Origin of the sequence: Streptomyces montanus (assembly GCF_005786655.1) — a bacterium.
Taxonomy (GTDB): Bacteria; Actinomycetota; Actinomycetes; order Streptomycetales; family Streptomycetaceae; genus Streptomyces; species Streptomyces sporangiiformans.
Map to the genome: position 1 here is coordinate 153,826 of NZ_VBZC01000002.1, position 24,949 is coordinate 178,774.

18 protein-coding genes are annotated in these 24,949 nt (G+C 68.7%); 5 read left to right on the top strand and 13 right to left on the bottom strand.

The annotated features are described in order from the left end of the window. Positions 1 to 3: 3 nt before the first annotated feature. The 6 genes from FE633_RS02040 to FE633_RS02070 form a co-directional block, all read right to left on the bottom strand. A complete protein-coding gene (locus FE633_RS02040) occupies positions 4 to 1,416 on the bottom strand; it encodes an ABC transporter substrate-binding protein (RefSeq protein ID WP_171059763.1) in 1,413 nt (470 codons plus the stop codon). 92 nt (positions 1,417 to 1,508) lie between these two features. Beyond that, the gene (locus tag FE633_RS02045) at positions 1,509 to 2,567 is read right to left on the bottom strand and encodes a LacI family DNA-binding transcriptional regulator (RefSeq protein ID WP_138043257.1); all 1,059 of its coding nucleotides are present in this window, start codon (positions 2,565 to 2,567) and stop codon (positions 1,509 to 1,511) included. 459 nt (positions 2,568 to 3,026) lie between these two features. Then, positions 3,027 to 3,485, bottom strand: coding sequence for a hypothetical protein (locus FE633_RS02050; RefSeq protein WP_138043258.1), 459 nt, complete (start codon positions 3,483 to 3,485; stop codon positions 3,027 to 3,029). Between the two features lie 221 nt (positions 3,486 to 3,706). Further along, the gene (locus tag FE633_RS02055; protein ID WP_246113365.1) at positions 3,707 to 3,868 is read right to left on the bottom strand and encodes a helix-turn-helix domain-containing protein; all 162 of its coding nucleotides are present in this window, start codon (positions 3,866 to 3,868) and stop codon (positions 3,707 to 3,709) included. A 333-nt stretch (positions 3,869 to 4,201) separates the two neighbouring features. Next, the gene (locus FE633_RS02060; protein WP_138043260.1) at positions 4,202 to 5,422 is read right to left on the bottom strand and encodes a metallophosphoesterase; all 1,221 of its coding nucleotides are present in this window, start codon (positions 5,420 to 5,422) and stop codon (positions 4,202 to 4,204) included. Positions 5,423 to 6,426: 1,004 nt separating this feature from the next. Then, positions 6,427 to 7,893, bottom strand: coding sequence for a non-reducing end alpha-L-arabinofuranosidase family hydrolase (locus FE633_RS02070; protein ID WP_138043261.1), 1,467 nt, complete (start codon positions 7,891 to 7,893; stop codon positions 6,427 to 6,429). 905 nt (positions 7,894 to 8,798) lie between these two features. Between FE633_RS02070 and FE633_RS02080 the strand changes: the two genes are divergently transcribed. The 3 genes from FE633_RS02080 (at position 8,799) to FE633_RS02090 (ending at position 13,961) form a co-directional block, all read left to right on the top strand. Then, positions 8,799 to 10,229 (top strand): endo-1,4-beta-xylanase, encoded by a 1,431-nt coding sequence (locus FE633_RS02080; protein ID WP_138043262.1) that lies wholly within the window; start codon positions 8,799 to 8,801, stop codon positions 10,227 to 10,229. A 31-nt stretch (positions 10,230 to 10,260) separates the two neighbouring features. Beyond that, on the top strand, positions 10,261 to 11,631 hold the full coding sequence (locus FE633_RS02085; protein ID WP_425473134.1) for an RICIN domain-containing protein: 1,371 nt from the start codon (positions 10,261 to 10,263) through the stop codon (positions 11,629 to 11,631). A 410-nt stretch (positions 11,632 to 12,041) separates the two neighbouring features. Next, positions 12,042 to 13,961 carry an ABC transporter ATP-binding protein gene (locus FE633_RS02090; protein WP_138043263.1) on the top strand — a complete coding sequence of 640 codons (1,920 nt, stop codon included), beginning with the start codon at positions 12,042 to 12,044 and terminating at the stop codon, positions 13,959 to 13,961. Positions 13,962 to 14,164: 203 nt separating this feature from the next. On the opposite strand, the gene FE633_RS02095 is transcribed toward FE633_RS02090, so the two are convergent. The 7 genes from FE633_RS02095 to xylB all read right to left on the bottom strand — a co-directional run bounded on the left by FE633_RS02095 (position 14,165) and on the right by xylB (position 22,621). Next, positions 14,165 to 14,347, bottom strand: a complete 183-nt coding sequence (locus FE633_RS02095) for a hypothetical protein (protein WP_138043264.1) — start codon at positions 14,345 to 14,347, stop codon at positions 14,165 to 14,167. Between the two features lie 180 nt (positions 14,348 to 14,527). Then, positions 14,528 to 16,051, bottom strand: a complete 1,524-nt coding sequence (adh, locus tag FE633_RS02100; protein WP_138043266.1) for an aldehyde dehydrogenase — start codon at positions 16,049 to 16,051, stop codon at positions 14,528 to 14,530. A gap of 209 nt (positions 16,052 to 16,260) precedes the next feature. After that, on the bottom strand, positions 16,261 to 17,565 hold the full coding sequence (locus FE633_RS02105; protein WP_138043268.1) for a GAF domain-containing protein: 1,305 nt from the start codon (positions 17,563 to 17,565) through the stop codon (positions 16,261 to 16,263). 95 nt (positions 17,566 to 17,660) lie between these two features. Beyond that, on the bottom strand, positions 17,661 to 18,272 hold the full coding sequence (locus FE633_RS02110; protein WP_246113366.1) for an N-acetylmuramoyl-L-alanine amidase: 612 nt from the start codon (positions 18,270 to 18,272) through the stop codon (positions 17,661 to 17,663). A 228-nt stretch (positions 18,273 to 18,500) separates the two neighbouring features. Further along, on the bottom strand, positions 18,501 to 19,514 hold the full coding sequence (locus FE633_RS02115; RefSeq protein ID WP_138043271.1) for an acetamidase/formamidase family protein: 1,014 nt from the start codon (positions 19,512 to 19,514) through the stop codon (positions 18,501 to 18,503). A gap of 368 nt (positions 19,515 to 19,882) precedes the next feature. Then, positions 19,883 to 21,091, bottom strand: coding sequence for an ROK family transcriptional regulator (locus FE633_RS02120; protein WP_138043272.1), 1,209 nt, complete (start codon positions 21,089 to 21,091; stop codon positions 19,883 to 19,885). 81 nt (positions 21,092 to 21,172) lie between these two features. Next, positions 21,173 to 22,621 carry a xylulokinase gene (xylB, locus tag FE633_RS02125; RefSeq protein WP_138043273.1) on the bottom strand — a complete coding sequence of 483 codons (1,449 nt, stop codon included), beginning with the start codon at positions 22,619 to 22,621 and terminating at the stop codon, positions 21,173 to 21,175. Between the two features lie 176 nt (positions 22,622 to 22,797). Between xylB and xylA the strand changes: the two genes are divergently transcribed. Beyond that, positions 22,798 to 23,964, top strand: coding sequence for a xylose isomerase (gene xylA / locus FE633_RS02130; protein WP_138043275.1), 1,167 nt, complete (start codon positions 22,798 to 22,800; stop codon positions 23,962 to 23,964). Between the two features lie 129 nt (positions 23,965 to 24,093). Further along, positions 24,094 to 24,909: a hypothetical protein gene (locus FE633_RS47700; protein ID WP_212747147.1), complete on the top strand. Its 816-nt coding sequence runs from the start codon at positions 24,094 to 24,096 to the stop codon at positions 24,907 to 24,909. Positions 24,910 to 24,949 lie beyond the last annotated feature (40 nt).

Here is a 24,949-nt window from a genome sequence, read left to right on the forward strand (position 1 = left end):
GCGTCATCCCGTCTTCGCGGCGGTTTCGAGGTCGCTCTGCAGACCGTCGAGAGCCGCCTTCGCCTTGCCCGACGACATCGCCTCGGTGGTGCGCTTGTTCAGCGCGATCGCCATCGCCTGGTAGTACGGCGGGGCCGGGATCGGCGCGGTCTCGGGGAACTTGGTGAGGGTGTCGTAGAAGACCTGCCAGTTCTTGGGGCCGGTAGTGGCGTACCGCTCGGCCGTCAGCATCGACTTGCGCGCCGGGGTGGTGACGTTGCCCGGGATCAGCAGGTCGATGCTCTTCGGCTGCACCAGGGTCTTGAGGAACTCCCAGGCGAGGTCCTTGTTCTTGGACGACTTCATGATGCCGTAACCGCCGGAGCCGAACAGGTGGCGCTGCGACTGCCACTTGGGGAAGTACTGCACGTCGAACGCGTCGTCCGCCATGCCCGCGTTGTGCAGGCCACCTGCCCAGAAGCCGCCGCCGATGGCCATGCCGATCTTGTTGCTGGCGAACAGGCCCTGCAGGGTGGTGCCGCCGCCGACGTCGGGCTTGGGCGAGATGCCCTCCTTCTGCAGCTGGATCAGGTACTCCAGCGACTCGACGGTAGGGGCGGAGTTGGCGGTCGGGTCACCCCAGCGCCAGCCGCCCTTGCGGCCTGAGGCGGCCGGGTCGTTCGGGTAGAAGGTGTTCCACAGCCAGTCGCCGCCGTCCCACTTGCCCTCGGTCAGCAGGTTGCCGCCGTTGGCGTACATCCAGGACGTCCACGAGCCCCACAGGCGCACGACCCAGTTGTAGCCGACCGTGTTGCCGCCCTTGGCGGAGATCTTCTTGGCGATGTCGTAGAAGTCCTCCCGGGTCCAGTCGTCGGCCGGACGCTCCACGCCGACGCTCTTGAACAGGGAGGTGTTGTAGAACATGTTGCCGGCATTGAAGTCGGTCGGCAGCTCGTACAGGTGCCCCTGGTACATCATCGCCTCGACCAGCGCCGGGTGGACGTCGGCGAAGTACGGCTTGAGCTCGGCGGCGTCGCGCTTGACGTAGGTGTCCAGCGGTTCGGCCAGGCCCTTGGCCGCGAAAAGCTGCAGGCCCTCGGTGGCGACGCAGCAGACGTCGGGGGCGTTGCCCCCGGAGATCTGGGTGAGCAGCTTGCTGAAGAAGTCGTTCCAGTCGGTGCCTGTGGTGCCGATGAACTTCACCTTCACGCCCTTGTGGGCCGCCTCGAACGTCGATGCCGCCTTCTGCATCTTGTCCGCCTGCGTCTGGTCGGTGAAGATCGCCACCTTCAGCGTCTTCGAACCGGACGAGCTGGAGGAGAAGCCGGACGAGCATGCGGCCGCCAGCGAGCCCACACCCGCCACCGCGGCGGACGCGGCACCGGCTCTCAGCAGGGAGCGGCGGCTGAGCTGAGTCTTGAAGTCCCCAGAGGACATACGTGTACCCTCACTGTGTTCCAGTACAGACAGGGATGACGACCGATTGCAGCGGTCGCCTGTCTTTGTGCGAGTGCTTCGCCGTCCCGGGTTCAGAGCCGGGGCGGCGAAGTGACCGATGCCCGCGCCACCAGCGGGCAATGCAGCATCTCCTGCGTGACCGGGCCCGGTGGCGAGTCCGGCGTTCCGGTGAGCGCGAGCAACTGCGTGACCGCCCGCGCCCCCATCTCGTAGTGCGGGAGCTGGACCGTGCTCAGCGCCGGATACAGCGTTTCCGAGACCAGCTCCTGATTGTCGAAGCCCACCATCGACAGATCGCCGGGGATGGACAGACCCAGTTCGGCGGCGGCGCGGTAGGCGCCGGCGGCCATACGGTCGTTGAAGCAGAACAGCCCGGTCGGGCGCTCCTTGAGCGTCAGCAGGCGCCGTGCGGCGCGGTAACCGGCGTCCGCGTCACCGGCGGGAGTACCGATGCGCTCGGCCTTCTCCGCGGCGACCAGGTCGGGGTCGTACGGGATTCCAGCCTCATCCAGGGCCTTGCGGTAGCCCTCGATGCGGCCGTGCAGAGCGGGGATGTCCGCGACCCCCACCGTCATGCCGATCCTGCGGTGCCCGTACTCGATCAGCTCGCGCACCGCCGTGTGACCGCCCTGGACTTCGTCCGGCACCACGAAAGGAACCGCCGGATCGTCACAGCGCGCGTCCAGCAACACGGTTGGCGTCGAACGCAGACTCTCGGGAAGCTCCACGACCCGGTGGTACATCGCCGCGTACAGCACGCCGTCCACCTGGCGCTGGAGCAGCATCTCGATACTCCGGCGCTCCAACTCCTCGTCACCACCGGTGTTCACCAAGAGCAGCACCATGCCCTGGGCCGCCGCGGCCTCCTGGGCACCGAGGATGATCCGGCCCGAGTTCGGGGTGGTGGCGATCTCGTCGCCGATGAACCCGATGGTCTGCGAACGCTGCGTCCGAAGCCCCCGGGCCAGATTGTTCGGCTTGTACCCGAGTTCCTCGGCAACCTGCCAGACGCGCTGACGGGTCTCCGCGCTGGCCCGCTTCCCCTCCACGCGATTGAGGATGTACGACACCGTCGTGACGGACACACCTGCCGCCGCAGCCACGTCCTTGATCCCGATCCGGCGTGCCATGGCCCCTGCCCAAACTGTTTGATATCGGGTTGGCCAATCGTTTCACCAACCGCGTGCACTGAGAGTGCCTTCGGCCGAAGCCGCTGTCAATGGCTCGTTACGAACTCGTGGCCGCGACATGTCCGGTGGACAGCCTCGGCAGTTGATCGGGGGTGCGGTCCTCGTTCAGAGCCGGTAAGGCGGGAGCTGGCATGCTTGGCCCGTCCGGCTGTCGGTGGCAGGCTTGGGTGGCTCCTGCGGCAGCAAACGGCCATCGATGCACTGCTCCAGGCCTCCGGGGGCGAAGCTTGTGCACGGTGGAAGGTGAATCCGCTGCGGACGGTTCGGAACCCATCCAAGCGTAGCGGTCGTACCGTCCAGATCCGCGAGTCGTGCGGCGAGAGTGGCCTCCGCGAGCCGGGGTGGCAGTGCGGCGCTGAACTTGAGGCCGTTCAGTGCGCGCGCATCCACTGCGGGAAGTCACAGTTGATCAGCTGCCTCCGAGATGACCTTCTGCCACTCCGTGGGTGTCACGTCCTCGCGAAGCTGGATGTACGTGTCTGTTGGCCTCTGGAGGGGGTCGGCGATCGTGGTGAGTGTGGCGGCCAGGGTGGCGTTGGCTCGGTAGCCGGCCCAGGTCCACCAGCGCATGTTGGCGTCGCGCCCGCCCCTTACGACGACTGTCCCGTCGGGGTGGACCAGTTCCGAGTTGCTCTCGCGTGTTTGGGTGAGCGCGGTCCCGGCGCGTCCGGTGAGGGTGACCGGTGGGTGGGCGCCGAGGAGTACTTCCCGTGCCGCGCGAGTCAGTCCGTACGAGGCGGTCCGGCTGGAACCTGTTCCTCCCCAGCGCGCCCTGCCGCCGCCGTCGACCGGTTCGACGAAGCATCGCCGCCGGGACCAGTCGAAGTTCGGGATGTGCCTCGTCCACCTCCTGCTCAAGGGTGTGGAAATGGCGGTCGCGCCGTCGGCGCGACCCGACGAAGTGAAGGCGTGACGAGCTCTTGAGGTCAGCGTCGCGGAATTCGGGGGACCGGTTGGGATCTGGGTCCGCGACGAGGTGAAGCCGGTGTGGCTGCGAAGCGTGGTCGACCCGGCTCGGCCAAGCCCCATCGGTTCGGAACGCGGTCGCCGCCGTCACACCTTCCGGAAGGCGGCCCGGCTCACCCCCGACCGTCGCCGGACGACGGGTCATCCATGCGCCGGGCCGCGAGCGCGGCGGCGATCCGTTGCATGCCGAGGGGGTCGGCGGGTTTGAGCCCGGTAATCCGGGCCACGCGCCTGAAGCGGTAGTTGGCGGTGTTCGGGTGGATGCATTCGCTCAAGCGTGGCATTTAGCGCGCAAGCCGGGCCCAGCCGTGAATCGGCCGAGTGAAAGGCGCCTGACCGGTGAAAGGCTAGGTCAGGCGCCTTTTCGTGCGTCTAGAAGAAGCCCAGCTTCTTCGGCGAGTAGCTCACCAGCAGGTTCTTCGTCTGCTGGCGGTACAGGCGTCACGCGTCGCTGACCTGCGTAAAACGTGGCGACGTACGGCTCGTTGGAGCCGTCGGCCCGGGAATGGTCCGGATCTTGTCCTCGGCGAGACGGGCCTGGTCATCTGTCGACGCCGCACCTCTCGGTTCGTGGACTGCTCCAAGCGGATGTGTTGGCCCGCCCAGTGCTACGGCGAGGTGGGCAGGTGCGGGCTGCGGAGCACGAGCAGGGTGATCTCGCTGGGGGCGAAGACGCGGAACGGCGGGCCCCAGAAGCCGGTGCCGCGGCTGGTGTAGAGGAGGGTGCGGGTGCCGTGGTGGCTAAGGCCGGCGAGGGCGGGCTGGTCGATGCGGACCAGGTGGTGGAAGGGCCAGATCTGGCCGCCGTGGGTGTGGCCGGAGAGTTGGAGGTCGATGCCGTCGGCTGCCGCCCGGTCGACGAACTTGGGCTGGTGTGCCAAGAGCAGGACGGGTAGGTCGGGGTCGGCGCCGTCCAAGGCTCCGGCGAGGTGGGCGCGGTGGCCTGCCAGGCCGGAGGACTCGGCGGTGACGTCATCCACGCCGGCGACCACGAGGGTGTTGCCTCTGCGTTCGAGCAGCAGATGACGGTTGCGCAGCGGCTCCCAGCCCAGCTCGCCCATCAGGTCGACCCAGCCCTGGGCCTCGCTGTAGTACTCGTGGTTGCCGGTGACGTATACACGGGCCCGGGTGGCCCGCACGGTACCGAGTGGGACGGCCTGGGCGCGGCGGCGTTCGGCCGTGCCGTCCGCGATGTCGCCGGTGTGGCAGACCAGGTCGGCTTCCAGAGTGTTCACCGTCTCGCATACCCGCGCCGACCAGCGAGTACGGTCGAGCGGGCCGTAGTGGGTGTCGGTGATGAGGACGACGCGGATGCCGTCCAACCCGGCACCCAGCCGTGGGAGTTGCACGTCGAGTCGGCGCACGCGCGGCACGCGGCGGGCTTCGGCGTACCCCCAGGCGAGTAGTACGGCGGTTATGCCGAGGACGGCATGAGTGACGATTCGGGCCCGGTCCTGACTCTCGTCGACGCCGGCCACGGTCAGGGCGAGCCGCAATGGGACGCCGAGCAGAATGGACCAGGTGAACAGAACCCAGCTGGTGCCCAGCAGGGTGTCACCGACGATCGCCGCCCGGTCCTGCTGGCGCCGGCCGTGCCCGCGCACCATCGCGAGCGGCATACCAACGAGGCCGAGGGCGAACAGGGCCGTGCCGACCAGCGTGACGGGCATCGGCCAGTGCTGGCCGGTGTGCAGGAGCACCCAGCAGGGCACTGTCCACAGCAGGACGGGGGCGATCAGGGGGATGTAGCGCATCAGGCGGTGCAGTCGGCTCTGCCGCGGAGCTTGCGCTTCGCTGTCGGCGGGTCGGGTGTTGCTGGTGTCGGTCACGCTTCCCCTCCCTGACCAGGCTGCCGTCTCGCGCACTGTATCCGGTCGCCCTCGGGTCGGCCGGACCGGCGTTCATGGGCGCGGCCCCTTGCCTCACTGATGCCGGTCAATGCACTCCCGCAACGGGGCGTTGACGTACCCCGAGTTGGGGAGGTCGTGCTTGGTGATGACGCCACGTAGGCGTAGGTGTTGACCTTCGCGCCTGTCTCGGCCAGGCCGACGACGGAGCCGTGCGTCGGTGAAGTAGTAGTACGCCGCCCCGCCGGACGTCATGGAGTTCAGAGTCCCACCGGGGTTCCCGGTTGAATCCCATGTCCACCCCGCCGGTGGTCTGTGCGGACAGGCACGGCCCGGTCGCCGGCTTCCCGGAAGTTACGTGTTCCGGCCAGCACGACCAGGACCGTGATCGTCAGCACCGATGCCGGCTCGTGTCGGATCCCCCTTGGCCTACACGGGTCGATCAGGCCGCTGGAGACCTGTAGCAGAGCGGAGATCACGTCCAGCCATGCGTCACGGTCGGTATGGGTTCCCGGGGCGTGCGACACCGGCACCGGTGGCCTCCTGGCTGGTCCGCGACGACGTGTTGGGTGAGAACTCGCATCGGTGCGGACCGGGGAGGCCACTGTCCTCCCTGGACTTGTCCGGGCCGGCTGGGTCGCCTTCCACGACGTCATCATGCAGGCGTCGGGAAACCGCATCACCCGTGGGGTGGTCCGCGCGCTGGAGAGCCAGGTCGTCAACTCCGCGCGGTACATGGGCCGGCCCGACCGAAGCCTGGCTCGTCCGAAGCAGCGCACCAGGCGACCCGGTGCGCCTGGACCGCGCGCAAGCGCCACCGGCGGCGGCACCGCGTTACGGGATGGCCCTCGGGCTGGTGAGCGTTGCCCGACCCCGCGCTCCGTCGTCGTATGAGCGCTGACGTTGTCGCGTGACCCGGGCGGGCTCGGCCTTCCGCCGAGCCCGCCACGCCGGCTCCATACCGGAGCCGGACTCGTGTCACGCCATCAGCGCTGCAGTGTCAGCAGACCCGGACGGTAGGGCAGGAGGCCGTAGTCGCCGCCGGAGTTGGGGCTGCGCCCCTGGTAGAGCAACTGCAGATTGCAGGGATCGACGGTCATGGTCTGATCGGGGCTGGTGCGGAGCAGTTCGCCGTGGCTGATGTCATTGGTCCACGTGGCGCCACTGTTGGCCTTGCCGGCGAAGGGATTGCTCTCGGTCGCGGCCTGGGGTGTCCATGAGCCGTTCAGACTGGTGGCCGTGAACGAGCGGAAGTAGCGGCCCTGCGAGCCGATCGCCTCGACGATCATGAGGTAGCGGTTCTGGCCCTGCAGCTTGTAGACCTGCGGCGCCTCGAACAGGTTGTTCGTCGAATCGCTCATGATCACTGTCGAGGTCGAGCCGAAGCTGCCCGGGAAGTTCCCGATCGGCATACTGGCCCGGTAGATCTTGCCGTTGTCACCGGCGAAGAACAGGTACATGTTCGTCCCGTCACCGATGAGCGTCTGGTCGATGGGTCCTGTTCCGGAGCCGGCGATGCTTCCGGAGAAGAGCACCTGCGGGGATGACCAGCCATTCGGGTTGGTGGGGTCGCTCGACGTCCGGTAGGAGAAGGCGGTCCCGCCCCACTGGTAGGTGAGCACCCAGATGTTCTTCGGCGCGAAGTAGAAGAGCGTGGGCGCGACAGTGGAAGCCGACATCGCGTTCTGGCTGGCCGAGGCCATCTCCGACCAGTTGCTGAACAGGCCGAAGTTCATCGAGCCCCAGCGCGTCCCCGTGTCGTGCGTCGTCGCATAGACGAGTTGCTTGCCGTTGTAGGGGACGACGGTGAAGTCCTTGAGCGAGACCCACCCCGGCTTGGGCTGCGCCAGCGCGCCCGTCGATGTCCAGCGGTATGTCGACGGAAGATCGCACGGGCCGGGGCTGTCACCGCCGACCTTGACGAGCTGCCACTGCTGGTTGGTGCCGCTCCAGTCGTCGTACTGGACGATGTTCGCGCTGTCGGCGGTGGAGGCGCCTTGTACCTCGAGGGCCTTGTTGCTGTGGCGCGAGATGAGCCTCACGTAGCCGTCCGAGCTGTCGGCCAGCCGCCACTGCTGGTTGGTGGCGTTCTGGTCGGCCCACTGGACGATCGAGCCGCCGTTCGCGGTGGACCAGTTGTAGACGTCCAGCACCTTGCCCGAGTGGCGGGACTTGATGCGGTAGTAGCCGCCCCCGGAATCGACGAACTGCCACTGCTGCTGGCGCTGATCGTTCCTGGTCCACTGGGTGATGCGGGCGCCGTCGTTGGTCGCCATGTTGTAGACGTCCAGGGCCTTGCCGCTGTTGCGGTTGACCAGCACATACGAGGCGTTGGGGTCTACGGTCGCCGCGTCGGCGGGCTGGGCACCGAGGAAGGTAGCCACGAGCAGCAAGGGCGCAAGGACGGCGAGTAAGCGTCTTAGACGGACCGGGGACGGGTGGCGAAACCACATCAGAGGGCACTCCTTTGGGGGCGGGGGTGAGGTGACCCCGATGAACTGCGGAGCGGACTTCCGGGGGCAGGGACAATCTCGAAATATTTCGAAGAATTCCCGGAAGCTTTGACGCCACAAGCTAGGAATGTGGGGCCGTCTGGTCAAGGCCTATGGCCGATCTGTCTACAAACAGCGCCTCCCCTTTGGGCTTGACAAGCTGTCGCGCCGACCGGAAACACTCCGGAGTTCGCCATACAGCTCGCCAGTCCAAGGCGTCCGCGCGGAGGAGAGAAGTCGAGCCAGCGGCGTCCGCACACTTGTCCCGGCCCCGGGCCCCACGGCATCCGCCGACGGCGGCGCCGGGGGTTCGCGGTCCGGCTCGCCGGGATTCCGGAAAGTTTCGGGCGAGGAACGGAAACTTCTTCTGCGGGGAGTATTGACGATCCATCGTCAAAACCTCAATCATCCCTGTCTGAGAAAGCGGCCTTAGTTCGAGATATCGAACCACGTCGGCCCTGAGCAATCTGTGCTGCACGGCAGATCCGCGCACAGCTGCACGACAGATCCGCGCACCGAAGCACCCGCGCCACCCCGTTTCGTTCCGGTGAGGTTCGCACCAACGCATCCTGGCTCTTCGCGCAGTTGGAGAGGTACGCGACGCCGCGTGGCGGTCCCCCGGCTGAGCCGCGATGGAGTACCCCCATGCCTGTGTCGAAACGCCGCCGCCGCCCGCCGTACGTCACCCGACGGCCGACCGGCTGCCGTCCGTGCCGGTTGAGATCGTCCCGGTCCCATGACCGCGGTGTCCGGTGATTCCGTGCTGCCCGGGTTCCGGCCCGCCCCGTCCGTCTGCCGAGTGGGAGCGGACGACGCATTCCCCTGCGCTTCAGTCCTTCCGTGATTTCTACCTTGGAGGCACAGTTATGGGCTCGTATGCCCTTTCCAGACCCGCTGTCCGCCGGAAGATCCGCGGCCTGCTGTTGACTCTGGTCGTCGGCGTCCTCGGTGCGGTCGCCGCACTGGTCGCGCCGCCGACCGCACACGCCGCCGAGAACACGCTCGGCGCCGCGGCGGCGCAGAGCGGCCGCTACTTCGGCACCGCCATCGCCTCGGGCAGGCTGGGCGACTCGGCGTACACGACGATCGCCAGCCGTGAGTTCAACTCGGTGACGGCCGAGAACGAGATGAAGATCGACGCCACCGAACCGCAGCGGGGCCAGTTCAACTTCACCGCCGGTGACCGCGTCTACAACTGGGCGGTGCAGAACGGCAAGCAGGTGCGCGGCCACACCCTGGCCTGGCACTCCCAGCAGCCCGGCTGGATGCAGAGTCTCAGCGGCAGCACGCTGCGCCAGGCGATGATCGGCCACATCAACGGCGTGATGGCCCACTACAAGGGCAAGATCGCCCAGTGGGACGTCGTGAACGAGGCCTTCGCCGACGGCAGTTCCGGAGCCCGGCGCGACTCCAACCTGCAACGCACCGGCAACGACTGGATCGAGGTCGCCTTCCGCACCGCGCGCGCCGCCGACCCGGCCGCCAAGCTCTGCTACAACGACTACAACGTCGAGAACTGGACCTGGGCCAAAACCCAGGCCATGTACGCCATGGTCCGAGACTTCAAGCAGCGCGGCGTGCCGATCGACTGCGTCGGCTTCCAGTCGCACTTCAACAGCGGCAGCCCCTACAACAGCAACTTCCGCACCACCCTGCAGAACTTCGCCGCCCTCGGCGTCGACGTGGCCATCACCGAACTCGACATCCAGGGCGCCCCGGCCACGACCTACGCCAACGTGACCAACGACTGCCTGGCCGTCCCGCGCTGCCTCGGCATCACCGTCTGGGGTGTGCGCGACACCGATTCCTGGCGGTCGGAGCAAACGCCGCTGCTGTTCAACGGCGACGGCAGCAAGAAGCCCGCCTATACCGCCGTCCTCAACGCACTCAACGGCGGCACCTCCACGCCCCCTTCGGGTTCCGGACCGATCAAGGGCGTCGGGTCGGGTCGCTGCCTGGACGTGCCCAGCAGCAGTACCACCGACGGCACTCAGCTCCAACTGTGGGACTGCAACAACGGCACCAACCAGCAGTGGACGTACACCGCCGCCGGTGAGCTCAGGGTCTACGGCAACAAGTGCCTGGACGCCGCCGGCACCGGCAACGGCACCAAAGTCCAGATCTACGGCTGCTGGGGCGGCGACAACCAGAAATGGCGCCTCAACTCCGACGGATCCATCGTCGGCGTCCAGTCCGGCCTCTGTCTCGACGCCGTCGCAGGCGGCACCGCCAACGGCACCCTGATCCAGCTCTACTCCTGCTCGAACGGCAGCAACCAACGCTGGACCCGCACCTGATGGGGCCTGCCACGAACGAAAGGGTGAGTCGATGAAGACCTACGGTGCGGTTTCCCCCGCCCCTCCACGATTACATCGCTGGTGGTCCCGGGTCGCCGCCGTGGTGGCGGCGACCCTCGCGATCGGCATGCTCGCCGCGGTGAATCCGGCGCCCGCCGAGGCGGCGACGGTGGACACCAACGCCTGGTACGTCCTGGTCAATCGCAACAGCGGCAAGGCGCTGGACGTCTCTGGCACGTCCACCGCCGACGGCGCGCGGGTCAGCCAGTGGACGCGCAACGACGGAGCCAACCAGCAGTGGCAGTTCGTGGACTCCGGCGGCGGCTTCTACCGCCTCAAGGCCCGGCATTCGGGCAAGGTTCTCGACGTGGCCGGCGCCTCGACCGCAGACGGTGCCGCGATCCAGCAGTGGGCCGACCAGAACGGGGCCAACCAGCAGTTCCGCCTGGCCGACTCCGACGCGAGCCACGTCCGGCTGATCAACCGCACCAGCAGCAAGGCGGTGGAGGTGCAGGGCGCCTCCACTGCCGACGGCGGCAACGTCGTCCAGTACTCCGACTGGGGCGGCGCCAACCAGCAATGGCAGATGATCAAGCTGTCGTCCGGTGGCGGCGGCGGATGCGGCAGCGCCCCGACTCTGGCGAGCGGCACGCACACGATTCAGAGCGGCGGCAAGAGCCGCAGCTTCATCCTCAGGGTTCCCGCCAACTACGACAACAGCCACCGCTACCGGCTGATCTTCGCGTTCCACTGGCGGGGCGGAACCGCCGGCGACGTCGCCTCGGGCGGCACGAGCGGGAACGCCTGGTCCTACTACGGCCAACAGGAACAGTCCAACAACAGCGCGATCCTCGTCGCCCCCCAGGGCCTCGGCAACGGCTGGGCCAATTCGGGCGGTGAGGACATCACCTTCGTCGACGACATGATCCGGCGAATCGAGGGCGGCCTCTGTGTCAACCCGGCACAGCGTTTCGCCACGGGATTCAGCTGGGGCGGCGGTATGAGCTACGCACTCGCATGCAGCCGGGCGAACGTCTTCAGGGCCGTCGCGGTCATGTCCGGCGCTCAGATCAGCGGGTGCAGCGGCGGCAACCAGCCCATCGCCTACTTCGGAATCCACGGCATCAGCGACTCCGTCCTCAACATCGGGCAAGGACGGTCCCTGCGCGACCGATTCGTCAGCAACAACGGCTGCACCCCCCAGAGCCCGCGCGAGCCCGCGCCGGGCAGCCGAACGCACATCACCACCACCTACTCGGGCTGCCGTGCCGGATACCCGGTCCAATGGGCCGCGTTCGACGGAGGCCACATACCCGGTCCGGTCGACGGCTCTCCCGGCGAAAGCGGCGTCGCCACCTGGACCAAAGCAGAGATCTGGAGGTTCTTCGCACAGTTCCAGTGACACGCCCGCACCGCGGAGTGGAGCCAGGATGATCCTGGCTCCACTCCGTCGACGTCTGCCAAGTTTCTGAGGGCGTGGCGATTGCCTTGGGGGGATATGCGGGATCGAAGATGCGTGATGTACCACCAGCAGACGAAGAACATTACTGGCGGCGCCGAAGCCGTCGAGGCTGGAAAAGACGTCGAATGTGTAGGTAGCGGTCACGCGACCCGTGGGCGGAACTGCGGGCCACATTCCTGCGAGCTCTTCTACGAGGACGGCTACACCAACTACCGCAAGCTCACCGCTGGATACGTCCGCTGCGTACCCTGAACGCAGCGGTGTCCGGTTCTCGCCAGTCCGCGGTAAATGCCTGGACTGAGAACCTCCCCTGACGGGAAACTTCCGACTTCCCAACCTCCGGGAGTGTGATGGGGACAACAGATACGCGAGGGCCGACGCCGGGCAGGAGCGCGGTCGTTCTGGCACTGCGCCGCTACGGCCGGGAACTGCTGCGACTACGACGGCTGGCCCTGCCCGCCCTGTTGCTGCCGGCCGTGGGCAACATCGGCATCCGCTACGTCGCCCCCCTGCTGATCGCCAAACTGGCAGGGCAGGCCGCCGACGACGGTGGTCTCACCCTCAGCTCGGCGCTGCCGTACGTGCTGGGCTTCGGCGTGACACTGCTGCTCGCCGAGGCCGTGTGGCGGGTCGGGCAGCACTGCCTGAACCGCGTGGACGCCCTCGGTATGGAACACCTGTATGTGAGCGGCATGGACGAACTCCTCGCCAAGGACGCGGCATTCTTCCACGACAACTTCGCCGGCTCCCTGACCAAACGGGTGCTGAGCTTCGGCAAGCGCTTCGAGGACTTCGTCGACACGGTGACGTACCGGATCGTGGGCAGTCTCGTCCCCCTGGTGTTCGGTGCCGTGGTGCTGTGGAGCTACGAACCGATGCTCGTCGCCGGCCTTCTTGTGATGATCGCGCTGACCGTGGTAGCCGCGACACCTCTGATTCGTCGCCGGCAGAGGCTCGTCAACGACCGTGAGGCGGCGATCGCCCGGGTCTCCGGCCACGTCGCCGACAGCCTCATGAACATGGAGACCATTCGGGCGTTCGCGGCCGAGGGGCGGGAGGCCGACGAACACCGCAGCCGTGTCGCGGACTCCCGGCGCCTGACGCTGAGTTCGTGGGACTACGGCAATCTGCGCGTCGACACCCTGATCGCCCCCATGTCCGTGCTGACCAACGTGCTGGGCCTGTTGGTCGCCATCGCCTTCGGTGGCCCGGGCCAGGGAGTGGAGGAGGTCGTCGTCGCTTTCACCTACTACTCCAACGCGACCCAGATCATGTTCGAGTTCAACCAGATCTACCGGCGTCTGGAAAGCTCCATGACCGAGGCCGCGCAGTTCACGGAGCTGCTGCTGGATCCGCCCACCGTGCTCGACCCGACGGAACCCGAACCGCTCACACCGCGGGACACAGGCATCCGCTTCGAGGCGGTGACCTTCGCCCACGCGGGTGCGAAGCCGATTTTCCAGGGACTCGACCTGGACGTGCCCGCAGGCGCGCGGATCGGCCTGGTCGGCAGGTCCGGCGGCGGCAAGACCACACTCACCCGGCTCCTGCTGCGGATGTCGGACATCGACGACGGACGCGTCCTGATCGGTGGTCAGGACATCAGCCGGCTGCGTCAGACCGACCTGCGCTCACTGATCGCCTACGTCCCGCAGGAACCCGCCATGTTTCACCGCACCCTGCGGGACAACATCGCCTTCGCCCGGCCCGGCGCCACCGACGAGGAGATCCACACGGCGGCCGCGGCCGCGCACGTCACGGAGTTCGCCGACCAACTCCCCGACGGCTTCGGCACTCTGGTGGGGGAGCGGGGAGTGAAACTCTCGGGCGGCCAGCGCCAGCGCGTCGCCCTCGCCAGGGCGATCCTGCGCGACGCCCCGATCCTGCTGCTCGACGAGGCGACCAGCGCGCTGGACTCGGAGAGCGAGCTCCTCGTTCAGGACGCCCTGTGGCGGTTGATGGACGGACGTACGGCCCTTGTGGTCGCCCACCGTCTGAGCACCGTCGCCGGCATGGACCGTCTTGTCGTCCTCGACCGCGGAAGCGTCGTCGAGCAGGGCACCCACGAGGAGCTGCTCGCGGCGAACGGTGCCTACGCCAAGCTGTGGCAGCACCAGTCGGGCGGCTTCCTCGGCGAGAGCAACGAGTCGGCCCCCGGACGCCCGGTCACAGGAGCCGGTTCCAGCGGGCTGCCCGGACCGGCCTACCCAGCGCCGGACGGGGACCGCAGGACGTCGTCACACGCTCGTACGAGCACCGGGTCCACGTGACCGAGTCGGTTTCCGGACATCCTCGACCGCAGGCCGCGTCACGCTGATACGTCCGTCGCATGCGGCAAACCGCGAAACGCCGAGGGAAACGACCGCTGCTCCCGGACCGGCCGACGCGGTCCGGGAGAACGAGGGGGCTGTCGACGATGATGCGGGTGCTCACCGATCCCAAACGCTCGCCCCGTTTGTCGCTCCCACCCATTTCAGAGGTTGTTCAGGGCGAGAGCGAGGCCGGTCTCGTACTGATCCGGTTGGGTCGCCGTCAGACGCCAGAAGATCCCGACCGCTTGCTCGGTGGGGGCCACGAGAGCGGCCGCCTCCTCGGCCGCGTGCAGGGCGCTCGGGGGCTTCGGCGTCGAAGGCGTGCTGGCCCAGTTGCTTCGCATCGCGGATACGCCTGGGGCCGCCGGCGCGGCGTAGCGCTCCAACTGGTCCGTGGCTAATCCGGGAGCCGTGCAGATTCGCGGCGCATGGTGCCGGAAAGTTCCTGAGTGATCGCGGATAGTGACTGCGAGTCTGGGTTGCCTGGAGGGGCGAAGCTCCCTCCAGGCAACCGACTTGAGGCTCTAGAAGAACCCAAGCTTCTTCGGGCTGTATGAACAAAGAATGTTCTTCGTCTGCTGGTAGTGGTCCAGCATCATCTTGTGGGTCTCGCGGCCTATGCCCGAGCCCTTGTAGCCGCCGAACGCCGCGTGCGCCGGGTAGGCGTGGTAGCAGTTCGTCCAGACGCGGCCTGCCTGGATCGAACGGCCCGCGCGGTAGGCCGTGTTGATGTCCCGCGTCCACACGCCGGCCCCGAGACCGTACAGCGTGTCGTTGGCGATCTTGATGGCGTCGTCGAAATCGTTGAACGACGTCACCGACACGACCGGCCCGAAGATCTCCTCCTGGAAGATCCTCATGCGGTTGTCGCCTTCGAAGATCGTCGGCTGGACGTAGTAGCCGCCCTTCAACTCGCCGCCGTGCTCGATGCGTTCACCGCCGGTGAGGACCTTGGCGCCCTCCTGCCGGCCGATGTCCAAGTAGGAGAGGATCTTCTCCAGCTGGTCGTTGGAGGCCTGCGCGCCGATCATCGTGTCCGTGTCGAGCGGGTTGCCGGTCTTGATCTGCTCGGTGCGGGCGACCGCCGCCTCCATGAACTCGCTGTAGTGGCCGCGCTGGACGAGCGCCCGGGAAGGACAGGTGCACACCTCGCCCTGGTTCAACGCGAACATCGTGAAGCCCTCGAGCGCCTTGTCGCGGAAGTCGTCGTTCGCCGCCCAGACGTCCTCGAAGAAGATGTTGGGCGACTTGCCGCCGAGTTCGAGCGTCACCGGAGTGATGTTCTCCGAGGCGTACTGCATGATCAGCCGCCCGGTCGTGGTCTCGCCGGTGAAGGCGACCTTCGCCACGCGCGAACTGGACGCCAGCGGCTTGCCCGCCTCGACTCCGAAACCGTTGACGACGTTCACGACGCCCGCCGGCAGCAGATCCGCTATCAGGCTCAACCAGTAGTGAATGGACGCCGGGGTCTGCTCCGCGGGCTTGAGGACCACCGCGTTTCCCGCGGCCAGTGCCGGCGCGAGCTTCCACGTGGCCATCAGGATCGGGAAGTTCCACGGGATGATCTGCGCGACGACCCCGAGCGGCTCGTGGAAGTGGTAAGCCACCGTGTCGTCGTCCACCTCGCCGAGCGAGCCCTCCTGAGCGCGGATCGCCCCCGCGAAGTAGCGGAAGTGGTCAATGGCGAGCGGGATGTCGGCGGCGAGCGTCTCGCGGACCGGCTTGCCGTTCTCCCAGCTTTCGGCGACCGCGAGCTTCTCCAGATTCGCCTCCATCCGATCGGCGATCTTGAGGAGAATGTCGGCACGGGCGGTCACCGAGGTGCGGCCCCACGCGGGGGCGGCGGCGTGTGCCGCGTCCAGCGCGCGCTCCACGTCTTCGGCGGTGCCCCGCGCGACCTCGGTGAACGGCTGCCCGTTCACCGGACTCGGGTTCTCGAAGTACTGCCCCCGCGCGGGCGGCACGTACTCCCCGCCGATGAAGTGGTCGTAACGCGCCTCGTAGGAGACGATCGCGCCTTCAGTGCCGGGCGCTGCGTAACGGGTCATGCGGCTCTGCCTCCCAGAGAAGCGCTGCCCGCCGTTGGGCAGCTCTGCGCGCGACGGTAGGCACCGGGACGTTGCATGTACGTTGCGCGCCGGTGCGCCGACGCGCCCGCGCGCCGGCGCTGGTCCGGGTACCGGTACCGGTACCGGTACCGGTTCCAGCCCGGGGCGAGGCGCTGCCCGTGCGGATGCGCGCAAGCGTGGTCGAAACGTCAGCCCGGCGCCCGCCCGGGAAGTGCCGACTGCTCGTTCTCCAGCTCCTCCAGGCGTGCTCGTACGGTTGCCGTCGGCCGCGCCGCAGCGAGCGCCCGCCAGACGTCGAGGTCGTCCTCGCCCCAGGGTGCGTGGGCCCAGTCCGCAAGCAGGTCCGGGTCGCGGCGGGCGACGAGCGCCGCGCGCAGCCCGTCGGCGAGCCTTCTGCGCAATCGCGCCACCGCCGGTGCCTGCGAACCGGGAAGCAGCGGACCCGCGTACGCCCTCACGGCCGCCGTGACCGCACCGGTGCCGAGCCTGCGCTCCACGACCGCGACGTCGGACTCGACCGGAACCGCCAGCCGATACGGCCGTGAGCCGAGCACCCCGGCGCCGAGGAGACGCCGCAACCGGGCCAGTTCCGCGCGCAATGTCACCGGCGTCACCGACTCGTCCTCGTACAGCGCGCACAGCAGCTCGTCTCCGGTCAGCCCCTCCGGGTACCTGGACAGGAGCACCAGGATCTCGCTGTGCCTGCGGCTCAGACGCAGCTTGCGGCCGCCCGCCAGGAGCAGTGCCTCGTCACGGCCCAGCGCGGTCAGTTCGAGCGCGTCGGTGGTGACCGGGGCCGGGGTGAGCAGCGCCAGCTGGGACTCCGCCGCTCGTGCCACCGCCTGCACGAAACCCAGGCTGTGCGGATGCGCGAGCCCGTCGCCGCCGGTGATGTCGACCGCGCCGAGCAGCCGTCCGGTGCGTGGATCGTGCACGGGAGCCGCCGCGCACGTCCACGGCTGCACGCGCCGGAAGAAGTGCTCGGCCGCGAAGACCTGCACCGGTCGATCGAGCGCCACGGCCGTACCCGGAGCATTCGTGCCGACCGCCGACTCCGCCCACCGCGCGCCCGGCACGAAGTTCATCACGTCCGCTTTCTGCCGGGTCCCCGCGTGCCCCTCGACCCACAGGAGCCTGCCCTGCGCGTCGCACACCGCCAGGAGATGCTGGCCATCCGCCGCGAACGTGCCCATGAGTTCGCGGAACAGCGGCATCACCTGGGCCAGCGGGTGCTCCGCACGGTACGAGCCGAGGTCACCGTCGGTGAGCTCCACGCACGCCGTGCCGTCCGGTCCGACGCCGGCCCGTGCGGAGCGTCGCCATGACTCGGCCACCACGGAACGCACCGGCCGCGGCACCGTGCCCGCCTCCGTGAACGTCTCGTGGGCGGCGCGCAGCACCCGCACCCGCTGTGCGGGATCGGCCCCCGGCTCCAGGGCCACCCATGGATCGGTCAACTTGCCCTCCCCGGAATGCGATGCTGCTGTGGACATCGTCACTCCGGTGGCGAGTGCGGACAAGCGTCGTGACCGCGCTCCTGGCAGGGCCCTCCCCATGGCCCCGCCGGACCTGACCGACGGCCCGCCCGTCACGCGGAGCCGACGAGCCTCATGTAGCGCGTCCAGTCCCAGTTCGGCCCCGGATCGGTGTGATCCGATCCCGGCACCTCGTAGTGCGCGATGATGTGCGCACGGTCCTTCGGGATGCCGTATCTCGTGCAGATCGCCGCGGTCAGCTTCGCCGACTCCGCGTACATGGCGTCGGTGAAGTACGCGGGCTGATCCACCCAGCCCTCGTGCTCGATGCCGATGCTGCGTGTGTTGTAGTCCCAGTTGCCCGCGTGCCAGGCGACATCCCGCTCCCGCACCATCTGCGTGACATGCCCGTCGGCCGACCGCACGACATAGTGCGCGGACACCTGCTTCTCCGGGTTCTGGAAGATGCGCAGGGTGTTCGCGTAGGTCGCCTGCGTCATGTGGATGATCAGGAAGTCGACGGGATGGCTCGTCGGACGGTTGGCCGCGGTGTAGTTGGCGGCGTGCGCGGGAGACCACTCGGCGAGCCGGTAGTCGAACGCCTGGGTTTTCGCGTCGGCCTGCGTGCTGGGCAGTAACACGGTGGAGAGCGTGGCGAGGGCCGCGCTCTGCAACAGGCGACGCCTGCTCGGGAGCGACTTGGGCAGGTAACGGGTTCGGTTCAAGGAAGGAACTGCCTTTCGGCGGGAGTCTGATGAGGGATGGGGCGAGCTCCGGGTGACACCGCCGCACGCAGTAGCCGCGTGGCCGGTGGTCGAGTACCTGAGCACGCCGCAGGGCGTGTGGTGGTCGGTGCGCAGAGCAGGGATGGAGAGCAGGGGCGAAGAGCAGACCCGGAGCATGGAGGCGCGGAGACCCGAAAGACGCCGAACCGGGGGGGTGGCTTCGAAGTGTCAGCGCCCCAGCGTCGTCGCCGTTTCGCGCATCCGTTCGTGCAGCCCGCGATGTGTCTCGCGCTTGGGCAGCCACTCTTTACGGAGCTTGGCCACACACGTGTAGTTGGTGTCGCAGACGTTGGCGAGCGGCGACTCGACGGCCTGGGTCGCGAACTGGTATGCGTCCAGCTCGCTGAACCCGTAGTCCCGCACCAGCCACTGCACCAGGTCGAGCTGGGATATTCGGAACGCGTCCTCCAGAGGACGAGCCGAACCGGTCGAGATGATGTGCGTGTCGGACTCGATGCGGGGCCAGGGCGTGGAGATCCCCTTGAGGAGCTCGACGATCACCACGGTGTTCATCGCACACTCGACGGCGACACCACAGGTCTCGCCCTCGCCCTGCCGCGCGTGCCCGTCACCGAGGCTGAGCAGCGCGCCGTCGACATTCACTCCGAGATAGCAGGTGACACCGGCCCGCATCTCCGGCGTGTCCATGTTCCCGCCGTGCGCGTCGGGCACCAGTGCGGAGCGCACCTCCAGGTTGGCGGGCGCCACCCCGACGGTGCCGTGCATCGGATCCATGGGCAGCTCGACCTCGATGTCACTTTCCCGGGCACTGAACAACGCTGTCCGCCTGTCCCGGTCGAGCTGCCAGATCCACACGGTCTCCGGCAACGGCGGCTGCAGCGTGGCCGTGGTGTGCGTGGACGTGAGCGCCCCGAACAGCGGGACCGTCGTCGACGCCGCCCAGTCGCGCGCCGGTTCGATCGACACAAAGTGCACCGCGACCGTGTCGCCCGGCTCCGCGCCCTCCACATGGAACGGGCCTGTCTGCGGATTGAGGAAGGGGAACTCACACACCTCGGAGACCAAGTCCTTCTCGGACCGCACCCGACCCGCGAAGCAGTCCTCGGTATACAGGTCGAGGACGGTGCCCGGCGTGATCCGAGCCACCGGCGGTGCGCCGCCGAACGTCCATGCGTACTCGCCCGGTTCCGGGCGCACGGTCAGGATTCGCGGGTCGCTCACGGCTACACGGCTCCGTTCTGCCCAAGGCTGACGGTCACTGCGGTGGGCGCCATCGCCCTGATGCCCTGAAGCAGGACCTGGCGCAGGCTGACGGCCCCAAGCCGCAGTCCCCGGATTGTCTTCCGCGACATATGAATCCCCCGAATTCCCCGACTCTTGAACACATTGGCCCTTGGCGCGCCGCCGTCGGTCCGATGGCGGCGTCTCGCGTGAATTACGGTACGGCGCCCGCTGGTTGGGGAGGAAGAATGCCGCCCCGCTCCGTGGACAACGCCGGAACTGTGGACAACTCAGTCACCCGTAAGGGGGAGTGAGGGGCCGCGGAACGGCTACCGCCCCCACGTGCTCCGTGGAAGAGGGCCCAGGGCCTACGCTCCGCTTGCCACCGCAGCCGGATCATCGAGCACCGCCCGCACCACGGAGTGTGCCGCGCCCAGCAGCGGTCCCTCGGGGCCGAGCCGGGATACGGTCACCGGGCAGGCGGGGCCTGCCGCGCGTCGGGCCAACTCCCGCTCCAGCGACGGCAGCAGCCAGGGCGCGAGCTCGGACAGCGCCCCGCCCAGCACCACGGCTTCAGGGTCCAGCAGATTGACCGCGCCGGTCAGTGCGATGCCCAGCGCGGTCCCGGCGCCGCGCAGGGCGCGCCGTACGTCCTTGTCGTCCTGCGTGGCACGCTCCGCCAGTAGTCCGACCCGGTCCGAGCCCGGTTCCAGACCAGCCGCACGCAGCACGGCCTCCTCGCCCGCGTACTGCTCGAGACAGCCCCGCCCGCCGCACGCACACGTCGGCCCGTCGGGACGTACCGGAACATGCCCCAACTCGCCCGCGAAGCCGTGCCGGCCGCGCAGCAGGCGACCGTCCACGACCACCGCCCCACCGATGCCGATCTCCGCGGAGACATGGAGGAAGTCGCGCGGCGCGGTTTCGTTGAGCCAGAGCTCGGCGAGCCCGCCGAAGTTCGCCTCGTTGTCCACTGTCAGCGGGAGTTCGCCGGGCAGCAGCGCACCGAGGTCCGTGTCGTGCCAGTCCAGGTTGGGGGCGCGTACCACGGTCCGGGCGTCGCGGGCCACCAGACCGGGCACGGCGACGGCAAGGCCTGCGGGCCACAGGCCTTCCCGGTCCGCTTCGGCAACGACCTGGCGCACCAGCGCGGTCAGTTCTCGCAGCACCGGTTCGGGAGCGCGGCCTCGATTGGCGCCGTTCCGCACAACTCGTGCCCGCACCTTGCCGCGCAGATCCACCGCGCACACGGCGAGGTGGTCGACGCCTACTTCCGCGCCGATGCCGGCGGGGCCGCGTCCGCTGACGGCCAGTGCCGAGCCGGGCCGCCCCACCCGGCCGGGCCGCTCGGGGCCCAGCTCTTCGAGGAGCCCGGAGCGGATCAGCTCGTCCACGAGGGTCGAGACGGCCGCCCGGGTCAGCCCGATGCGCGAGGCGACGGCGGCACGGGACAGCGGCCCCTCGGCGTTGACGGTGTGCATCACACGGGAGAGATTGCGGCGGCGCATGCCCTGCTGGGTGTCGGGCAGTTTGCGGCCGGGGCTGCTGGGGTGGGCCTCGTGCAGCGGTGCGGTCATGCCTCCGTCAGTCCTCGTCGGTCGGTCTCGTCAGGGCCTGTCCTGGTCAGTGCGGGACTTGTTCCCGCGGGGGAGGCCTCGTCAGTGCGGGTCCTCCGGCTCGCGTTCCAGCAGCGGGGCCGCGTCGGAGAGTACCCCGGCGATTCGCGCGAGTGCCGCCTCGTCCCTCTCCACGGCCTCGAGTACCGGTCCGCGCGCGGTGTCCCACCTGCGGGCCACCGCCGCCGGGTCCTCGCCGGTCAGCACCCCCGCGGCCTGTGCGGCGGCGCCGAGCGCGACCAGTTCCTTGGCCTCGGGCACCTGAACGGGGCGTCCCGACAGGCGGCGCACGGTCTGTTGCCAGGCCGTTCCGCGCGCGCCACCGCCGATGAGCAGCAGCGGAGCCGACCGGTCCGCATCCGCGTCGAGCACCAGGTCGAGGGCACCGAGCAACGAGTGGACCGCACCGTCGTAGGCGGCCTGCAGCAACTGCCCGCGCGTCGTGTCGTGACGCAGTCCGTGCAGCAGCCCGGAGGCGTGCGGCAGATTCGGGGTGCGCTCGCCGTCCAGGTAGGGGAGCAGCGTCACGCCGGTGCCCGGTTCGACGGCCTCGCGGTCGATGTCCAGCAGCGTGGCTACGCGGTCCACGGCGAGCGTGCAGTTCAGGGTGCAGGCCAGCGGCAGCCAGTCGCCGCGCGCGTCGGCGAAACCGGCCACGGTCCCGGTCGGGTCGGCGGGCCGGCGCGTCGAGACGGTGTACACCGTGCCGGATGTGCCGAGACTGAGGACAGGAGTGCCCGGACGCAGTCCGAGCCCGAGTGCCGCGGCGGCGTTGTCCCCGGTGCCCGGAGCGACCAGGGTGCCCTTGGAGAAGGGCAGGTCTCCGCTGTGGCGTACGGTCCCGACCACCTCCCCGGGCTGGACGACGCGGGGGAGCAGTGCCGGGTCGAGTCCCACGTGTCCGAGGATCTCCTCGTCGTACGTCTCGGTCCCGGACGCCCACCAGCCCGTGCCGGAGACATCGCCCCGGTCGGTCGTGCCCAGTCCCGTGAGGCGCTCGGTCAGGTAGTCGTGGGGCAGACGTACGGCCGCTGTCGCGCGGACCGCCTCGGGCTCGTGCTCCGCGAGCCAAGCCCACTTGGTGATCGTGAAGGAGGGGCCCGGCACGCTGCCGGTGCGCTCGGCCCACGCCTTCGGGCCTCCCAGTTCCTCCACCAGGCGGCGGGCCTGCGGAGCCGACCGTACGTCGTTCCACAGCAGGGCCGGGCGCACCGGGGCGCCCCGCGCGTCGAGCGTGACGAGACCGTGCTGCTGACCGCCCACGGACACCGCCGCGGCCTCCCGCGCCGCGTCGCCGCACTGATGCAGCGCCTCGCACAGCGCGTCCCACCACTGCCGCGGATCGCTCTCGCGTCCCGCCCCGGAGGAGACGGTGTGCGGTGCCTGCCCGCTCGCCACCACCTCTCCGGTGGCCGCGTCCACGACCAGCGCTTTGGTGGACTGGGTGGATGTGTCCACGCCGACGACGAGCGGACCCTCGGCTGCTGACATCGAGCTCTCCCTCTTTCCGCGGCTCCGCGGGATACGGCCTGTTTCCGGGGCGCCCCGGACCGACACGGTCCGGGTTTCGCATCTCGTCTCTTCCCAGAGATGTCTCCGCATACTAATTTGTTAAGCGCCATGACGAAATGGTCGGAGCCAACCCGGAGCGAACAAGGAGCCGCGGCATGAACTACCAGCCCACCCCCGAGGACAGGTTCACCTTCGGACTGTGGACCGTCGGCTGGCAGGGAAGGGACCCGTTCGGCGATGCCACCCGGCGAGCCCTGGACCCGGTTGAGACGGTGCAGCGCCTGGCGGAACTGGGTGCCTACGGAGTGACCTTCCATGACGACGACCTGATCCCCTTCGGGTCCTCGGACGCCGAGCGCGAGTCGCACATCAAGCGCTTCCGGCAGGCGCTCGACACCACCGGTATGGCCGTGCCGATGGCCACCACGAACCTTTTCACGCACCCCGTCTTCAAGGACGGCGCGTTCACCGCCAACGACCGGGACGTGCGCCGCTACGCACTGCGCAAGACGATCCGCAACATCGACCTCGCGGTCGAGCTGGGCGCGCGGACCTACGTTGCCTGGGGTGGCCGGGAAGGCGCCGAGTCCGGCGGCGCCAAGGACGTGCGCGCCGCGCTCGACCGTATGAAGGAGGCGTTCGATCTCCTCGGCGAGTATGTGACCTCGCAGGGATACGACCTGCGCTTCGCGATCGAACCCAAGCCGAACGAGCCCCGTGGCGACATCCTCCTGCCGACGGTCGGCCACGCCCTGGCGTTCATCGAGCGCCTGGAACGGCCGGAGCTGTACGGCGTCAACCCCGAAGTGGGACACGAGCAGATGGCCGGGTTGAACTTCCCGCACGGCATCGCCCAGGCCCTGTGGGCGGGCAAGCTCTTCCACATCGACCTCAACGGCCAGTCCGGCATCAAGTACGACCAGGATCTGCGCTTCGGCGCGGGTGATCTGCGAGCGGCCTTCTGGCTGGTGGACCTCCTGGAAAGCGCCGGTTACGCGGGGCCGAAGCACTTCGACTTCAAGCCGCCGCGCACCGAGGACCTGGACGGAGTGTGGGCGTCGGCCACGGGCTGTATGCGCAACTACCTCATCCTGCGGGAGCGTTCAGCCGCTTTCCGAGCCGACCCGGAGGTCCAGGAGGCGCTGCGGGCCTCGCGTCTGGACGAACTGGCGCAGCCCACCGCCGCTGATGGTGTCCAGGCGCTGCTCGCCGACCGTGCGGCCTTCGAGGAGTTCGATGTGGAGGCGACCGCCGCGCGCGGGATGGCGTTCGAGCGTCTGGACCAGCTGGCCATGGACCATCTGCTGGGTGCCCGAGGCTGATCCCGCCTCAGTCGGTGAGGCCCTGCGCGGAATTCCCCGGAATCATGCGACCCGCGCCATGAGTCCGTATCAAGTTCCGCGCAGGGGTCGCTTTATGACCGGTTCGAGGCAACTCTTGACGGTATGGCCATGCCGCCTTTACCGCCCCAGCCCCCTCGGCCGCCGGATGACACACCGCCTCCGGGCAACGGCGGCTTCGGCCCGCCTCCCGGGGGTTACGGACCTCCTCCTGGAGGCAGTGGCCCGCCGTGGCAGGGCGGCGGCGGTTGGCAGCCACCGCCGCCGCCCGGCGCACCCGGCGGGCCGGGAGGGCGCCGCAACGCTCTCTTCGTCCTGCTTGCCATCATCGTGGCGGTCGGGGTCGTCGCCGCTGTGGTGCTGGTGGCCACCAGCGACAACGGCTCTTCGGGCGGGAAGTCGCCGGCTGAGAGCAGCGGGACGGCGGAGCGTACGCCCACACCGTCGCTGAGCATCCCCTCGGAGGTGCCCAGCCGACTGCCTTCCTTGCCGTCCCTGCCCTCCGACGTGCCGTCCGATCTGCTGCCGAGCGGCCCGTCGAGCGACTTGGAGTCGCTGTTGCCGTCTCCCGAGGGCGATGAAGTGCCGTACTACATGCTGAAGGCCGGTGACTGCTTCAACACCGACGACAGCAGGCCCGGCCAGGCCACGAAACGGTCGTGCCGTACGGCGCATGACGCGGAAGTCGTGAAGATGGCCGAGCTGGAGGGCACTTACAAGACCGATGCCGCCCTCAAAAAGGCGGCATCGGCGCTCTGCGAGAAGCCGCTGCAGGCCAAGGCGGTCAAGCAACCGGCCGGGACCGTGCGCGGCACCCTGGTGCAGTATCCGGATCCCACCGGCTTCGGCCTCGGCATAGACAGCGTCGCGTGCAGCCTGGCCGCGGACGTCGGCGGGAACCGCAAGCTCACCAAGCCGTTGGCGTGAGCCACGCGCGCGTGTTCTGGGGCACGCGCGCGTGCTCCAG

What these genes read in the sequence shown, in the direction of transcription:
- FE633_RS02040 (WP_171059763.1), bottom strand. Translation starts at nt 1,416, where the DNA reads ATGTCCTCTGGGGACTTCAAGACTCAGCTCAGCCGCCGCTCCCTGCTG.
- FE633_RS02045 (WP_138043257.1), bottom strand. Translation starts at nt 2,567, where the DNA reads ATGGCACGCCGGATCGGGATCAAGGACGTGGCTGCGGCGGCAGGTGTG.
- FE633_RS02070 (WP_138043261.1), bottom strand. Translation starts at nt 7,893, where the DNA reads ATGTGGTTTCGCCACCCGTCCCCGGTCCGTCTAAGACGCTTACTCGCC.
- FE633_RS02080 (WP_138043262.1), top strand. Translation starts at nt 8,799, where the DNA reads ATGGGCTCGTATGCCCTTTCCAGACCCGCTGTCCGCCGGAAGATCCGC.
- FE633_RS02085 (WP_425473134.1), top strand. Translation starts at nt 10,261, where the DNA reads ATGAAGACCTACGGTGCGGTTTCCCCCGCCCCTCCACGATTACATCGC.
- FE633_RS02090 (WP_138043263.1), top strand. Translation starts at nt 12,042, where the DNA reads ATGGGGACAACAGATACGCGAGGGCCGACGCCGGGCAGGAGCGCGGTC.
- FE633_RS02095 (WP_138043264.1), bottom strand. Translation starts at nt 14,347, where the DNA reads ATGCGAAGCAACTGGGCCAGCACGCCTTCGACGCCGAAGCCCCCGAGC.
- adh (WP_138043266.1), bottom strand. Translation starts at nt 16,051, where the DNA reads ATGACCCGTTACGCAGCGCCCGGCACTGAAGGCGCGATCGTCTCCTAC.
- FE633_RS02105 (WP_138043268.1), bottom strand. Translation starts at nt 17,565, where the DNA reads ATGTCCACAGCAGCATCGCATTCCGGGGAGGGCAAGTTGACCGATCCA.
- FE633_RS02120 (WP_138043272.1), bottom strand. Translation starts at nt 21,091, where the DNA reads ATGACCGCACCGCTGCACGAGGCCCACCCCAGCAGCCCCGGCCGCAAA.
- xylB (WP_138043273.1), bottom strand. Translation starts at nt 22,621, where the DNA reads ATGTCAGCAGCCGAGGGTCCGCTCGTCGTCGGCGTGGACACATCCACC.
- xylA (WP_138043275.1), top strand. Translation starts at nt 22,798, where the DNA reads ATGAACTACCAGCCCACCCCCGAGGACAGGTTCACCTTCGGACTGTGG.
- FE633_RS47700 (WP_212747147.1), top strand. Translation starts at nt 24,094, where the DNA reads ATGCCGCCTTTACCGCCCCAGCCCCCTCGGCCGCCGGATGACACACCG.